The sequence below is a fragment of the Avibacterium endocarditidis genome (assembly GCF_965138825.1).
GTDB classification, from domain to species: domain Bacteria; phylum Pseudomonadota; class Gammaproteobacteria; order Enterobacterales; family Pasteurellaceae; genus Avibacterium; species Avibacterium endocarditidis.
Genome location: NZ_CBCSDH010000014.1, coordinates 1 through 14,798 on the forward strand (window position 1 = coordinate 1; position 14,798 = coordinate 14,798).

12 protein-coding genes and 1 riboswitch are annotated in these 14,798 nt (G+C 41.3%); of the genes, 5 read left to right on the forward strand and 7 right to left on the reverse strand.

The features are described from left to right. Positions 1–202: 202 nt before the first annotated feature. The 4 genes from ACNAV8_RS08645 to potA form a co-directional block, all read right to left on the reverse strand. Positions 203–1,279: an extracellular solute-binding protein gene (locus tag ACNAV8_RS08645; RefSeq protein ID WP_415777577.1), complete on the reverse strand. Its 1,077-nt coding sequence runs from the start codon at positions 1,277–1,279 to the stop codon at positions 203–205. A 137-nt stretch (positions 1,280–1,416) separates the two neighbouring features. After that, on the reverse strand, positions 1,417–2,184 hold the full coding sequence (gene potC / locus ACNAV8_RS08650; protein WP_103852687.1) for a spermidine/putrescine ABC transporter permease PotC: 768 nt from the start codon (positions 2,182–2,184) through the stop codon (positions 1,417–1,419). Beyond that, complete coding sequence (gene potB / locus ACNAV8_RS08655; RefSeq protein ID WP_103855555.1) at positions 2,184–3,044, reverse strand: spermidine/putrescine ABC transporter permease PotB; 861 nt, start codon at positions 3,042–3,044, stop codon at positions 2,184–2,186. Before potB ends, potC begins: the two co-directional genes overlap by 1 nt. Next, positions 3,031–4,146 carry a spermidine/putrescine ABC transporter ATP-binding protein PotA gene (gene potA, locus ACNAV8_RS08660; RefSeq protein ID WP_103852693.1) on the reverse strand — a complete coding sequence of 372 codons (1,116 nt, stop codon included), beginning with the start codon at positions 4,144–4,146 and terminating at the stop codon, positions 3,031–3,033. The genes potB and potA overlap by 14 nt, the downstream gene beginning before the upstream one ends. Positions 4,147–4,354: 208 nt before the next feature. Here potA and pepT point away from each other — a divergent pair, with 208 nt between their 5' ends. Next, the gene (gene pepT, locus ACNAV8_RS08665; RefSeq protein ID WP_103855556.1) at positions 4,355–5,605 is read left to right on the forward strand and encodes a peptidase T; all 1,251 of its coding nucleotides are present in this window, start codon (positions 4,355–4,357) and stop codon (positions 5,603–5,605) included. Here the strand turns inward: pepT and glnE are convergent. Continuing rightward, positions 5,602–8,592, reverse strand: a complete 2,991-nt coding sequence (glnE, locus tag ACNAV8_RS08670; RefSeq protein WP_415777578.1) for a bifunctional [glutamate--ammonia ligase]-adenylyl-L-tyrosine phosphorylase/[glutamate--ammonia-ligase] adenylyltransferase — start codon at positions 8,590–8,592, stop codon at positions 5,602–5,604. The two genes, pepT and glnE, sit on opposite strands and share 4 nt — an antisense overlap. Positions 8,593–8,709: 117 nt before the next feature. Further along, a riboswitch (TPP riboswitch) is annotated at positions 8,710–8,798 on the forward strand. Between the two features lie 42 nt (positions 8,799–8,840). Here glnE and thiB point away from each other — a divergent pair. From thiB to bioB, 4 genes are all read left to right on the forward strand, one after another. After that, positions 8,841–9,845, forward strand: a complete 1,005-nt coding sequence (thiB, locus tag ACNAV8_RS08675) for a thiamine ABC transporter substrate binding subunit (protein WP_415777579.1) — start codon at positions 8,841–8,843, stop codon at positions 9,843–9,845. A gap of 35 nt (positions 9,846–9,880) precedes the next feature. Further along, positions 9,881–11,452, forward strand: coding sequence for a thiamine/thiamine pyrophosphate ABC transporter permease ThiP (gene thiP / locus ACNAV8_RS08680; protein WP_415777593.1), 1,572 nt, complete (start codon positions 9,881–9,883; stop codon positions 11,450–11,452). A 76-nt stretch (positions 11,453–11,528) separates the two neighbouring features. After that, entirely contained in the window at positions 11,529–12,182 is a 654-nt protein-coding gene (thiQ, locus tag ACNAV8_RS08685; protein ID WP_415777580.1) for a thiamine ABC transporter ATP-binding protein, read from the forward strand. A 39-nt stretch (positions 12,183–12,221) separates the two neighbouring features. Next, entirely contained in the window at positions 12,222–13,256 is a 1,035-nt protein-coding gene (gene bioB, locus ACNAV8_RS08690; RefSeq protein WP_103854970.1) for a biotin synthase BioB, read from the forward strand. Positions 13,257–13,310: 54 nt separating this feature from the next. Here bioB and ACNAV8_RS08695 read toward each other — a convergent pair whose 3' ends face one another. Both ACNAV8_RS08695 and ACNAV8_RS08700 read right to left on the reverse strand, forming a co-directional pair. Next, entirely contained in the window at positions 13,311–13,859 is a 549-nt protein-coding gene (locus ACNAV8_RS08695; protein WP_245872521.1) for a Crp/Fnr family transcriptional regulator, read from the reverse strand. 18 nt (positions 13,860–13,877) lie between these two features. Beyond that, positions 13,878–14,681 (reverse strand): sulfite exporter TauE/SafE family protein, encoded by an 804-nt coding sequence (locus tag ACNAV8_RS08700; RefSeq protein WP_415777581.1) that lies wholly within the window; start codon positions 14,679–14,681, stop codon positions 13,878–13,880. Positions 14,682–14,798 lie beyond the last annotated feature (117 nt).

Sequence of the window (14,798 nt, forward strand, 5' to 3'; positions counted from 1 at the left end):
GTATTCAATTATAGTTATGTAATTATTACCATATAAAAATTAAAAAATGATTATAAGAAATTATTTTTATCAGCGTTATTTTAACTGAGCTAAACTATTCTATTCAGCAATAAAAAAGAATAAGTGCGGTGGAATTTTAATAAGTTTTTGAATATAGGAAAAAATAAACCTCGCATTTAGCGAGGTTTATTTGTGCAAGAAATTATTTCGCTGCTTTTAATTTTTGGTAATACTCTTCATAGTACTGAACAGCATCGCCAACGTCATCTTGCCAGTAGCTGCTCTGTAACACTTCTTGTGTTGGGTAGATAGCAGGATCTTTAGTAATTTCATCTGGAAGTAATTTTAACGCTTCAACATTTGATGTTGGGTAGCCAATTTCTTCTGTTAATTTCGCTGCTGTTTTCGCACCTAACATATAGTTAATAAGTTTGTGCGCGCCATCTGGATTTTTCGCTGTTGCAGGAATTGCAAGGGTATCAACCCAAAGCACAGGGCCTTCTTTCGGGAATACCATATCTAAAGGTGCATTTTCTTTTTTCGCAATACGCACAGAACCATTCCATAATTGACCCACGTTCACTTCACCTGAGATGAATGAGTTAGCTGGGTTGTCAGAGTTGAAAGAAAGCACGTTTGGACGTAATTTTAATAACTCTTCGTAAGCTTGTTTGATGATTGCTGGATCTTGAGTATTTGGATCTTGACCTAATTTTAATAGGGCAATGTTGAACACTTCACGCGCGTCATCAAGTAATTGTACTTTACCTGCAAATTCAGGTTTCCATAAATCGCCCCAAGAGGTGAAGTCAGAACCTTTGTAATCATTGGTGTTATAGGCAATACCCGGCGCACCTAATAATTGTGGTAAAGAATATTTGTTGCCTTTATCGTAAGGTTTGTCTAACCAATCTGGGTTTAATTCTTTGATAACAGGTAATTTGCTGTGATCTAATGGCATTAACATACCTTCACGTGCCATTTTTGACACAAAGTAGTTTGAAGGTGCGATAACATCGTAACCGCCGGCTTCACCTTGTGTTTTTAATTTCGCGTACATTGTTTCGTTAGATTCAAGGCTTGAAACAATGACTTTGATGCCAGTTTCTTTGGTAAATTCGTCTAATAAACCATCTGGAACATATTCTGTCCAAGTGTAAAGATATACGGTATCGTTAGCTGGTGCTTTGGTGTCCGCATTCTTTGTTTCTTTATCATTACAAGCTGTTAAAGTAACTGCGATCATTCCGGCTGTGAAAAGACCTGCAAATTTTTTCATTTCTATCATTCTCCTGTTAAGAGGGTTAGGGGCATATTTTGTTTTGGCAAAATATGAATAAAAAAACGCCTTGACAGCGTCAAGGCGTATTCTATTTTGTCTATGCTTATTTGTGAAGTATTATTTTCCCATTTGGGCTATTTATCTTTTTTCGCCACAACTTGGCTTAATACCACTAAAGCAAGAGAGAAAATAATCATAATGGTGGCTAGGGCGTTAACTTCAGGCGTTACCCCTGTTTTTACCAATGAGAAAATTTTCAGTGGTAAAATTTCGTAGCTTACGCCACTTACGAAAGAAGACACCACTACATCATCAAGAGAGATAGTAAAGCTTAATAACCAGCCTGAAACAATGGCAGGAAGTGCCAGTGGCAAAATAATTTTACGCAAAATGGTTACTTCACTTGCGCCTAAATCTTTCGCTGCTTCAAGCATTTTTGCGTCAAATCCTTTCAAGCGAGAGAACACGCTTACTACAACATAAGGCAGACAGAAAGTGATATGCGCTAAAAGCAATGACCAAAATCCGAGTGAGATACCAACGATCATAAATAAGGCAAGCAAAGACACTGCCATTACAATATCCGGCGACATCATTACGATAAACAACATTCCGCTCACCGCCTGTTTACCGCGGAAACGATAGCGATACAAGGCGATCGCCGTTAAGCCACCCAAAATAGTGGAAAAAGTGGCCGCAAAAAAGGCGATAGTTACAGAGTGGAACGCGGCTTGAATTAGGGTATCATTGTTAAATAAACGCTCATACCAATTCCAGCTAAAGCCTTTCCAGCTTAATCCGTAGCGATCTGCATTAAACGAATTGGTCACCAAAATGATAATTGGGATATACAAATAAGCGTACACCACCAACATAAAAACATTACGTAGTAAACGGCTCATTATTCCAACTCCATTTTCTTATTCATTAATTTACTTGCTTTGTAATATACAAAAATGAGTAACGCCATCAAAATAGTCAAACCAATGCTAATCGCTGATCCAAATGGCCAGTTGCGAGAAATTAAGAATTCACTCTTGATTACATTACCCACAAGCAATACTTTCGCACCGCCGAGTAAGTCCGCCACATAGAACATTCCCATTGCAGGTAATAACACTAATAAACAGCCTGCAATAATGCCTGGCATTGTGAGTGGAATAATCACTTTAACAAAGCGTTGGAAACTGTTCGCGCCTAAATCTTTCGCTGCTTCTAATAAGCGGTAATCTAACTTTTCAATGGCTGCATACAATGGCAAAATCATAAATGGCAATAATAGATAGACTAAACCAATAATCACCGCCGCTTCCGTATTAAGAATACGAATTGGTTCATTAATAATGCCAAGGGTAAGCAAGGTGCTGTTTAAAATCCCTTTTACACCAAGGAAAATTTTCATTCCGTAAATACGAATTAATGAGTTCGTCCAGAATGGCAATACCACTAAAAAGAGCAAAATCGGGCGATATTTTTCCTTAATTTTGCTAATCATAAAGGCAAAAGGGTAGCCAATGATTAAACAAATAATGGTCGCAATGCCCGACATATAAAGAGAATTCCACACCACTTGCGCATACAGCGGTTCAAATAAACGCGTGTAGTTCTCAATGGTAAATGGTAAGGCATAAAAATCACTGCTATCACGGGTTAAAAAACTCACCGCAAGCACCAATAAGTTTGGCGCAAGCACAAAGAAAATTAACCACGCAAAAATGGTGGTAATGGTGATTTTTTGAAATCCAGAATTAGCTGTCTTCATCGTCTAACACAACCTCCCAGCCTTCGTGCCAAGTTAGGGCAACTTTTTGTCCTACGGAGTGATCAATGTGCGGATCATCTTCATTGAAGAATTCGCTAACTAACACTTTCATATTGTTATGATCAAGAATAATGCTAGATTCCAACGTCATACCTTTATAGTTACGATCAGAAACGTGTCCGATAATGGCCTTGGATTGCTCATTTTCGTCTAATTCTTCAATCACAATATCTTCAGGGCGTAAAAGCACTTTCAAATGCTGATCAGGTTGAACTGGTAAATCCGTATAGATCTCACAAATACGGCCTTCCACGTTGGCTTTTACGGTTTTTTCGCTCACGCGCTCAATCACTTTAGCGTTGAAAACATTAATTTCGCCAATGAAACGCGCCACGAATAAATTCTTCGGCTCTTCGTAAATTTCGCGTGGTGTACCATCTTGCTCAATATTCCCTTTGTTCATCACGATAATACGATCAGACATTGTTAAAGCTTCTTCTTGATCGTGGGTAACGAAAATAAAGGTAATGCCTAATTGACGTTGCAAGGCTTTCAGTTCATTTTGCATTTCTTTACGCAATTTATAATCCAATGCGGAAAGCGATTCGTCTAATAACAACACTTTTGGCTTATTTACCACCGCTCTTGCAATGGCAATACGTTGTTGCTGACCACCAGAAAGCTGATTAGGCTTGCGATCCGCCATTTCTTCTAAACGAACCATACGCAAGGCTTCCATTACGCGCGGTTTAATTTCCGCATTTGGCACTTTCTGCATACGCAAACCGAAAGCCACGTTTTCAAAAATCGTCATATGCGGGAACAGGGCATAACTTTGGAATACCGTATTCACAAAACGGCGTTCTGCTGGCACATCAGTAATATCCTGACCGTCCAGAATAATTTTACCGCCGTTAGGATCTTCTAATCCTGCAATCAAGCGTAACACCGTGGTTTTACCACAGCCTGATGGCCCTAAAATTGTCAAAAATTCGCCATTGTTAATGGTAAGATTTAAACCATTAATAATCGTTTTGTCGCCATAAGATTTGGTTAAAGAACGAAGCTCAATAATCGGCTTGGTTTGAACTGAATTTTCCACTAGCTTTGGTTTTCTCCCTAAGAAAATTGGTTGAACAATCAATGTATAGAAATAAGTGCTAATGATATAGCGAACGCCCCATAATGAAAAGCAATTAATCATATTTTGACTAAAAAAATTGCGTTGAATTTTGTTATATATCAATACCTCAAGTTAAGCGTCTAGTTAGAATAAAACGCAACGATTTTTTGCAAACGAAAAGATGATTATGGAAAACAGCACACAATATCAAGAAGGATTATTAGAACGTTTTTTGAACTATGTGAGTTTTGACACGCAAGGGAAATTTAATACCAAGCCTATTCCTAGCTCCACTGGGCAGGCAAAGTTGGCTAAATTTCTGCAACAAGAGCTTTCTGCACTCGGTTTGCAACAAATTGAATTAACGAAACAAGGTATTCTCACCGCATTTTTGCCTTCCAATGTTAGCGCTAAAATGCCGACCATTGGCTTTATTAGCCAGCTTGATACTTCACCACAATGTAGCAGCAAACACGCCTTGCCTGAAGTGATTGAAAATTATCGTGGCGGTGATATTTCTCTTGGCATAGGGGAAGAATTTATCAGCCCGGTATATCACCCATTTTTGCAAAAATTGATTGGAAAAACTTTAGTGGTTGGTGACGGAAAAACTTTGTTAGGGGCAGATAACAAAGCAGGAATAGCAGAAATTCTGACCGCACTTCATATTTTGCAGCAAAATCATCTTTCCCATTGCAACATTCGCCTTGCCTTTGTGCCAGACAAAGAAACTGGGCAGGGAATGAAACATTTTCCTTTTGAGAAATTTACTTGTGATTGGGCATATTGCCTTGCTGGAGAGGGTGTGGGCAGTTTGGGTTATGAAAATGTTAATGTCGCCACCGCTACTGTAACCCTTTATGGACGCAATATTCAAGCTGGCGTAGGCAAAGACAAAATGCGTAATGCGCTCACTTTAGCTTGTGAATTTCAAAAGGGGCTACCAGCGCAAGAAGTGCCAGAGAAAACAGAGCGTAAGCAGGGATTTTTCCATTTAGAAAGTCTAACGGGCGACATTGAGAAAGTGGAAATGCGCTACTTAATTTGTGATTTTGATGCGGTGAGTTTTGAACAGCGTAAAGCATTTTTGGCAATGATGATTGTGGATTTTAATCGCAAAAAACGTTTAAGAAAAAAAGCACAGTTAAGCATTGAAGATCAATATGGCAATATGGGCGAAGTTATCAAACAGCAACCAAAATCTATTCAGCTTGCCGATTTAGCAATGAAACAATGTGATATTGAGCCAATTCTCACCCCAATTCGCTCAGGTTATCTCGGTGCGAAATTGGCAGAAAAACAGATTCCTTGTCCAATGTTATTTACTGGCGGCTATAATTTTCATAGCAAGCAAGAATTGACCACCCTTGAAGGAATGTGGGACGCCACAAGGGTGATCGTGAAAATTGTTGAGTTAGCCAATAAAATGCGTAGCTAATCAAACAACGTCCGCCAAATTTCTTCAATGAATTGGCGTTCAGATTGAAATTCTACTTGGCTAACCACAACAGGCAAGCCAAGTAAATTTAGCTGATGAATGCGGTTGCGCAGGCTGGTGTAGGCATTTTTTAATTGCTCAGAAATTTCAAAATTTAGCACCGCACTTGTATTTTCTTCACTTTGGTGTTCCGTACTTTGGTTTTCCGTATTAGGAATTTCCGCCATTGACTCAAAAATCCGCACGTTATCCGACCAAGTGGTTAAGCTCGGGTATTTCGGCGCATAAGTCAGCACTAAATATTGGGCGATAAATTCAATATCTGTAATGCCGCCTTTATCGGTTTTAATGTTAAATTCATCAGGATTGCTATTGGCGAGATGTTGATACATTTTCTCGCGCATTGCTTTCACATCTTCCTTGAGTTGCTCAAGATCCCGTGGTGCAGTCAGCACCTTGTGGCGAATTTGCTCAAAGCGTTGGCGCAAGGCAGGCTCGCCATAAACCGCACGGCTGCGCACCAAGGCTTGTTTTTCCCAGGTCCAAGCTTCATTCAGCTGATAATTTTCAAAAGCACTCAATGAACAGCCAAGCAATCCCGCATCACCTGAAGGGCGTAGGCGAATATCCACTTCGTAAAGAATGCCCGCATTCGTATTCATACTAAAAATGCTGATGACTTTTTGAGCAAGCTTGAGATAAAACTGATTGCTATCAATCACTTTTCTGCCGCCTTGGGTTTGCCCGGTTTGGCTGCCGTCAAACAAGAACACCAAATCCAAATCAGATTTATAGCCCAACTCAAGCCCGCCCAATTTACCATAGCCAACAACCAAAAAGCCTTTTTCATTCGGAGCGAGAAACTCTGGCACGCCAAAACGTGCGGAAACCTGTTGCCACGCTAAATTCACCACCGCATTAATAATGGCTTCCGCTAAATAGGTGAGATGATCACTCACTTTCATTACAGGCAACGCTCCCAAAATGTCGGCAGCCGCTACGCGCAACAAGGTGCTTTGCTTAAATTGACGTAGGGCATCAATAAATTGTTCTTCATCATCTTGCGGTAAACGGAGCAGATATTGCTTTAATTCGCTGCGATATTCGCTAAAATGGGTAGGATTAAGCAACGCGTTGCGATCTAGCAATTCATCAAGCAAAATCGGGTAGCGCGCCACTTGTTGCGCAATCAGTTGCGACTGCGAACACAGCTCAATGAGCTGATTTAGCACCTGTGGATTTTCTACTAATAATTCCAAATAGGTGGTGCGCGTGAGAATTTTGTCCACAATATCCAACATTCGTGGCAGCAAGGTTTCATAGGCCTGATGCTGGAAAATTTGTGTCAGCAACATTGGCATTAATTGCGCCAATACACCACGCCCCCTTGTGCCGATAGGACGGCGCGCTAGCTCGATGCGGAACTGAGCAAGGCGTTGTAAGAGCGGTGCATTTTCTTCCAGTTTTATGCCATTTTGTTGCAACATCTGTTGAATGTCTTCATCATTGAGATCCGTTTCTAAAAAATCGTCCCATTGGCTATTTTCTGGCGTGGACTTATCATTTTCTTCGCCAATTAATTGGGAAAAAACCGACCGCACTTTGTGTTGGTGAGATTGCAATAACGCATAAAAATCTGCCCAGCTGGTGAGATGGTTTTCCACAATGATTGGTTGTTTTTCATTGTTCCATTGAAGGTAATGTTGTACCGCAAAAATCAGGCGTTGGCGATCCAGTTCTTTTTCTGGCAAAAGTTGCGTTTGCTTATCATCAATGGCTTGCAGCACGTTTTCCACACGGCGTAAAAACACATAGGCTTGTTGCAAATCTTGTTTTTCATTTGGGCTAAGCAGGCCTAATTTTTCTAATTCTGGTAAGAGATTAAGCAGAGAATGCTGCTGCAATTTGATTTCACGACCACCACGAATCAGCTGGAAAACTTGCACGATAAATTCAATTTCACGAATCCCCCCTGCGCTAAGTTTAATGTTATCCACTAAACCGCGGCGGCGCACTTCTCGCTCAATTTTACCTTTCATTTCGCGTAACGCTTGAATCACACTGAAGTCAATATAACGGCGATAAACAAAAGGGCGGAGCAAATTTTGCAAGTTTTTCACATTCGGATCTTGCGGATCAGCCCCCAAAATTCGCCCTTTGATCATCGCATAGCGTTCCCAATCGCGCCCTTGTTCTTGGTAATATTGCTCCATCGCGGTAAAGCTTAGCGCCAATGCACCGGCTTCCCCAAAAGGGCGTAGACGCATATCCGTGCGATACACAAAACCATCGGGCGTATATTGATCAAGGGCGTTGATAAGGCGCTGCCCAAGGCGAGTGAAAAACACGCTATTTTCAATGGAACGCCTTGCCCCTTGGGTTTCCCCATTGGCAGGGTAGGTGAAAATGAGATCAATATCAGACGAAAAATTGAGTTCAAATCCGCCTAATTTTCCCATTCCTAAAATATAAAGTTGTTGTGGGTCACCGTGCGCGTCCATTGGCGTTCCCATTTCTGCACAAGTGCGCTGATAAAGCCAATCGCGAGTAGCGATAATAATGGCTTCTGCCAGTTGAGAAAGGCGAACAAAAACCGCTTCTACGGTGGCGAGATTTAGGCTTTGACACAGGCTCAGTTTTGCCATTTCACGGTGGCGAAACAGACGCAGTTGGCGATACAGTTGGGCATCATCATTGATGCTTTCAAGCAAATCTTGCAAGGCTTGGCGATAATAGTCCTTATTTTCTAAAGTGGGGATCTGCTGCCAACATCGGTGCAAAAAGTGCGGTTGTTTTTTTAAGGTTTCTGCCACAAAATCAGACATTGCAATGCCTTGCGCCAACTTGCCAATCGGGCTCGTGGGATCATTTTTCTGCACAGCAATTTGTGTGTAAATTTCTTCATTATACTGTTCGGGGAAGTGTTGAATTAAACTCGCTGCCAGTGCTTGCAAGGTATCCTCAAGGTGGGGAACAGAAAATGCCATAGCCTATCCTTATGAATGATTAACTTATTGCTAACTATAAAGAAATTTTGAGAATTTTTAAACACATAGATTGCATTGGCAACGGAAAATTACTACACTGAAAGCCGAGCTAAAGGCTCAGATTAGTCGGGGTGCTTGATAGCTGAGATCATACCCGTGAACCTGATACAGTTAATACTGACGTAGGAAACTAATTTCTTTGCTGTTTGCGTCAATATTGCTGGTCGTTTTTTATGGAAGGAAACACTATGCAATTCAAAAAATCTTTTTCTCTTACTTTTCTTACCGCACTTTTTAGTACCCACCTTATGGCGGCACAAAGCCCGCAAAATGTGCAAGTTTACACTTATGATAGCTTTAGCGCAGATTGGGGCGCAGGCCCGAAAGTGAAAGCCTTGTTTGAGCAAGCTCACCCGCAATGTCAGGTAAATTATGTGCCTTTTGATAGCACAGGCGTGATGTTTAATCGCATTCGTCTTGAAGGAAAAAAGAGCAAAGCAGATATTGTGCTAGGCTTAGATCAAACAATGCTTGAGGAAGCAAGAAAAACACAATTATTTGCCGAAAATAGCGTACCAACGGAACAACTTTCCTTGCCAGTGAAGTGGCAAGACAAGGTGTTCTTACCTTATGATTTTGGTGCTTATGCCTTTGTTTATCATAAAGAAAAATTACCAAATCCACCAAAAAGCCTAAAAGAATTAGTGGATAACCAACAACTTCGCGTCATTTACCAAGATCCGCGCACCAGTGGTGTGGGGCGTGGTTTAGTGATCTTAATGAATGAAGTTTATGGTGATGATGTGGCGGCAGCGTGGAAAAAACTCGCTAGCCACACCGTTACTGTAGGCAAAGGCTGGTCGGAAACCTATGGCGCATTTTTAAAAGGCGAAGCGGATTTAGTGTTTAGCTATAACACATCACCGCTTTATCACTTATTAAATGATAAAGATGCCAATTACGCCGCCACTGATTTTGCGGAAGGGCAAGTATTACAAATTGAAACCGCGGCACGAATGGCAAATCACCCAAATGCTTGTGCAGATGCCTTTATGCAATTTTTGATTTCACCGCAGGCACAAAGCCAAATTTCACAAAAAAATGTGATGTTTGCCGTAATTGATGAAAAAATTGAACCGCACTTTGATGCCTTAAAACAAGCGCAGCAGAGCAAAACCACCTTGGGTAGTGGCGTCAATGCAGAGCAATTAAAACAATGGACGAACACTTGGCAAGCCAGCTTAACACAATAATTCGCCGTAACTTGCAAAAATTCCCCTTGTCGTCAATGGCTGGGGGAATTGGCGTGATTTTGCTGTTAGGCGCATTTTATCTGTTTGCCTTAAGTGCGGTGTTAAATGTTGGCAATGATCATCAATGGACGACACTTTGGCAAGATAGCTATGTGCGTCACGTTATCGCATTTAGTTTTGGGCAAGCCTTTTTATCGGCGTTTTTATCTGTACTGGTTGGGCTGTTTTTTGCGCGCGCATTTTTTTACCAAGATTTCCGTGGCAAATCACTGATTTTAAAATTATTTTCTCTCACTTTCGTGTTGCCTGCCTTGGTGGCGGTGCTAGGTTTGCTCGGGATTTACGGACATTCAGGCTGGTTGGCAAGCTTACTTTCCACCCTTGAGATTGATTGGAAACCTAATATTTACGGCTTGAGTGGCATTTTAATTGCGCACTTATTTTTTAATATCCCTCTTGCCAGCCGTTTATTTTTGCAAGCGCTCTCAAGTATTCCCAATCAGCAACGGCAGCTCAGTTCACAATTAAATATCCGTGGTTGGCAATTTATCCGTTTGATCGAATTACCTTACTTACGCCAACAGTTTTTGCCAGCGTTTACTTTAATTTTTATGCTGTGCTTCACCAGTTTTGCCATTGTGCTAACCCTTGGCGGCGGTCCGGCTTACACCACCTTAGAAGTGGCAATTTATCAAGCCATTTTGTTTGAGTTTGATTTGCCGAAAGCCGCGATGCTCGCGTTATTGCAATGCGGGTTTTGCGTACTACTGCTTGCGCTTAGCAGTTTGTTTAACAGCAAAGATCCGAGCCAGCTTAATTTGCGTCATTTTTGGCGAGAAAAACAAACAAGTGCGGTGCAAATTTGGCAAGTTTTTTGTGTCAGCAGCGTGCTGATTTTTCTCTTTTCCCCACTGCTTTATATGGTGGTGGCAGGGTTAGATTGGCAAGCGTGGCAAAAAGTGGCGGCCAATCCCCAGTTATGGCGCGCCTTAGGCTATTCTTTAAGTATCGCCTTATGTTCTGCGCTATTTGCGATTTTATTTTCAATGGCATTGCTCTTTTTGGCTCGCCGTTTAGCTTGGCAACATCACCGCTATTGCGCCAATTTAATTAGCAATATGGGAATGATCGTGCTTGCGATCCCCACCTTGGTGGTGGCGCTAGGGTTGTTTATTCGCTTGCAAGCAATGGATTTTCAGCCGTGGCATTTATTGCTGATTGTGGCATTTTGTAATGGCATTTTGGCGATGCCTTTTGTGATCCGCACGCTTTCTGTGCCAATGTATCAAAATATGCAATATGATCGCCTTTGCCAATCTCTCGGCGTGCAAGGTTGGCAACGCTGGAAATGGGTGGAATGGCAAGCTATCAACACCCCAATGCGATATGCTTTCGCCTTGGCTTGTGCTTTATCTTTGGGAGATTTCACCGCTATTGCTTTATTCGGCAATCAAGATTTTATCTCTCTGCCGTATTTGCTTTATCAGCAATTAGGCTCATATCGTATGCAAGAAGCGAGCGTTACCGCCTTGATTTTATTATTGTTATGTGGCGCATTATTCGTGCTGATTGAGCGTTCGCAAAGGCAGGGCAAAGATAAAATTTGAAAAAATTGCACCGCACTTTATCTTTGCATTTTGGTATGTTTACCACATTCTTTCGTTTTATGATTTAGGCAACACGATGATTAAACTGGATACTTATTTTCATTACCCCAATCAACCAATGCACTTTAAGCTGCATATCCCCGCAGGACAACGGGCGGCCATTGTAGGGGCGAGTGGGGCAGGAAAAAGCACCTTGCTCAACCTCATTGCAGGATTTGAATTGGCGGACAAAGGGGAAATTTGGCTCAACGGGCAAAATCACACCTTTAGCGCCCCTCATCAACGCCCTGTTTCAATGCTGTTCCAAGAGAATAATTTGTTCACTCATTTGACGGTAGCGCAGAATATTGCTTTAGGGCTAAAACCAAGTCTAAATCTTAGCGAGTTAGAAAAAGCTAAGGTGGCGAAAGTGGCAAGTGCGGTGGGATTAGGGGAGTTTTTAAATCGCTTGCCTAATGCCCTTTCAGGCGGACAAAAACAACGTGTCGCCTTGGCGCGTTGTCTGTTGCGCGATAAACCTATTTTATTGCTTGATGAACCCTTTTCCGCCCTTGATCCTCATTTACGCCAAGAAATGTTGCATTTATTGGATAAGTTATGCCAGCAGAAAAACTTGACTTTGCTTATTGTGACGCATCAACCTGATGAATTAACAGGAAAAATTGATCGCCTTTTGGTGGTTGAAAATGGTAGGATTAGTGATAAACCATTACCCGAATTAAAAATTTAAGTCTAAAATAGACCGCACTTTTTACAACAAGGATAATTTATGACAACCACAAACATTCAAATTCCCTCTTTAACACCGCACCCAACGTTGGAATACTGGTCAGTGTGTAAAGTGGAAGCTTTATTTGAAACGCCTTTTTTAGATCTTGTGTTCCGTGCTGCACAGGTTCATCGTGAGAATTTCAATCCGCGCGCGATTCAGCTTTCCACCTTAATGTCGATTAAAACTGGTGGCTGCCCAGAGGATTGTGGTTATTGTCCGCAATCGGCGCGTTATCAAACGGGCGTGCAAAATCAGCAACTGATTGATGTTGATGAAATTGTGGAAAAGGCGAAAGTGGCAAAATCTCGTGGCGCAAGCCGTTTTTGTATGGGGGCGGCGTGGCGTGGGCCAAAGCCAAAAGATATTGAAAAAATCACCACCATTATCAAAGCGGTGAAAGCGCTTGGCTTAGAAACCTGCGGCACATTTGGCTTATTGCAAGACGGAATGGCTGAAGATCTGAAAGAAGCTGGGCTAGATTATTACAACCATAATATCGACACTGCGCCAGAACATTACGAAAAAATCATCGGCACACGCCAATTTGATGATCGCATTAATACCCTTGGCAAAGTGCGTAAAGCTGGCTTAAAAGTCTGCTGTGGCGGGATTGTTGGAATGGACGAAACTCGCAAAGAGCGCGCGGCCTTTATCGCCAGCCTTGCGAATCTTGATCCACAACCTGAATCTGTGCCAATCAACCAATTAGTGAAAGTGGAAGGCACGCCATTGGCAGAAGCGGCAGAATTAGATTGGACAGAATTTGTTCGCACCATCGCCGTGGCTCGCATTGTAATGCCAAAAAGCTATGTGCGTTTATCCGCAGGTCGTCAAGGAATGTCGGAAGAAATGCAAGCAATGTGCTTTATGGCAGGGGCAAATTCCATTTTCTACGGCGATAAATTGCTCGTTACTGAAAACCCTGAGGAAGACGGCGATCAACTGCTTATGGCAAAACTCGATCTTGAGCCAGAAACGGAAGAAAATCGCGGGTTAAAAGAAGAACCCTCTTTGTTTAAAGAAGTGATGTAATAGTAAACTAGAATAGAAAAATCAATGGCAGCGAAAGCTGCCGTTTTTTATACCTTATAACAACCCTTTTTTACGCAAATCCCGACTAATACGAATAGCGGTTTCTGTTTCGCAGCCAGCGTATTCACCAATTTCACGGTGTGTCCAGCGGTATTCAGGGAAGTTTTCTTTTAAGAAATAAATGCCATCAATCACTCGATCAAGGCTTTTTAAATAAGCGCTTTTGGCAAGGCGATCTTCCGCATCTCGTAATTCATTGGATAAAATTTGGAATAATAAACGAATGGTTTCAGGATTATCTAAAAAGAATAAATCAACATCTTGCGGCGTGATTTTGATTATTTCAGCTTCCATTAGCACTTTCGCAGTGCAGTGATATTTTTTATCGCCAAAAAGCGTGCGAAAACCAAAATAATCCTCCGCTTTATAAATTCTGACCAAGCTTTCTTTGCCATTTTCAAGGGTATGATACAACCCGATTAGCCCATTTTTGACAAAATAAAAAGACTGTGCGGTATCCCCTTGGCGATAGATTTGTGTGCCTTTCTCAAGGGCAACTAAATGATTATATTGACAATTTTTTAAATTCATCTGTTCAAGCATTTTCATATCCTATGAGATTTATCCTTGTATTACGCGCAATATTAGCATATAGCAGGCAATAAAAAGTAAGATCATACCGAGCAATTTGCGCGCCGTGTCTTCTTTGATAATGCCACGAATTTTCATACTGGCAAAACTCATAAAAAAAGAACTTAGCACTACAATCAACACAGTAGAGAAGCTCACATAGCCAACTTGCAAGGAATGAGGAATCACTACCTCGGGCGTTTTGGCTAAATAGCCATACAGGTTGCCAATACCCCCAATCACCATCATATAGTTAGTGTAAACCGCTACACTTTTAATGTTTACACTCGGCAACTGGCTAATTAATGGCGACATAATCGAACCGCCGCCGATCCCAGTAATTCCAGCGATTCCTCCACCAAAAAAGCAGAAAAGACTACCACGCAGACTATCATTTTTCTGTGTTTGTTGCTTTTTCTCATTGCGCTGATGTAAAAACGTCTTCAATGCCAGCACCGTTAGCGTAATCACAAATACCCCAATAATCACGTTGTCGGAAACTTCAAAACTAAGATGAAATCCAAGCTGTACGCCAAGGATCATACTTAACGACCAAAGTAGCAATTTTTTCTTATCGATCTGAATTTTAAGTCTATGAAAGTAAAATAAATTAATTAACGCTGATCCCATCACGATAGTCAGCGATGTGGCAGAAATCATTTGAATAGGCATTTGCGGAAAAAGCGTGTGCAAAATCGGCACCATCAACACCCCACCACCAATACCAAAAATGGCTGACATCAGGTTAGTCAATATACCGCATAAAATAAGAATAATGATCAAAGAAAATGTCATAGGCGATCCTTATGATTTTTTCTTTATTATGAATAATCAAACCAAGAATCCTTATGATCGGTATCATAAAAATAACTATCAAAACATTGTTTCAATATTTTTGTGATCTTGATCTTG

What these genes read in the sequence shown, in the direction of transcription:
- bioB (WP_103854970.1), top strand. Translation starts at nt 12,222, where the DNA reads ATGACAACCACAAACATTCAAATTCCCTCTTTAACACCGCACCCAACG.
- thiQ (WP_415777580.1), top strand. Translation starts at nt 11,529, where the DNA reads ATGATTAAACTGGATACTTATTTTCATTACCCCAATCAACCAATGCAC.
- pepT (WP_103855556.1), top strand. Translation starts at nt 4,355, where the DNA reads ATGGAAAACAGCACACAATATCAAGAAGGATTATTAGAACGTTTTTTG.
- ACNAV8_RS08695 (WP_245872521.1), bottom strand. Translation starts at nt 13,859, where the DNA reads ATGCTTGAACAGATGAATTTAAAAAATTGTCAATATAATCATTTAGTT.
- glnE (WP_415777578.1), bottom strand. Translation starts at nt 8,592, where the DNA reads ATGGCATTTTCTGTTCCCCACCTTGAGGATACCTTGCAAGCACTGGCA.
- ACNAV8_RS08700 (WP_415777581.1), bottom strand. Translation starts at nt 14,681, where the DNA reads ATGACATTTTCTTTGATCATTATTCTTATTTTATGCGGTATATTGACT.
- thiP (WP_415777593.1), top strand. Translation starts at nt 9,881, where the DNA reads ATGGCTGGGGGAATTGGCGTGATTTTGCTGTTAGGCGCATTTTATCTG.
- thiB (WP_415777579.1), top strand. Translation starts at nt 8,841, where the DNA reads ATGCAATTCAAAAAATCTTTTTCTCTTACTTTTCTTACCGCACTTTTT.
- potC (WP_103852687.1), bottom strand. Translation starts at nt 2,184, where the DNA reads ATGAGCCGTTTACTACGTAATGTTTTTATGTTGGTGGTGTACGCTTAT.
- potB (WP_103855555.1), bottom strand. Translation starts at nt 3,044, where the DNA reads ATGAAGACAGCTAATTCTGGATTTCAAAAAATCACCATTACCACCATT.
- ACNAV8_RS08645 (WP_415777577.1), bottom strand. Translation starts at nt 1,279, where the DNA reads ATGAAAAAATTTGCAGGTCTTTTCACAGCCGGAATGATCGCAGTTACT.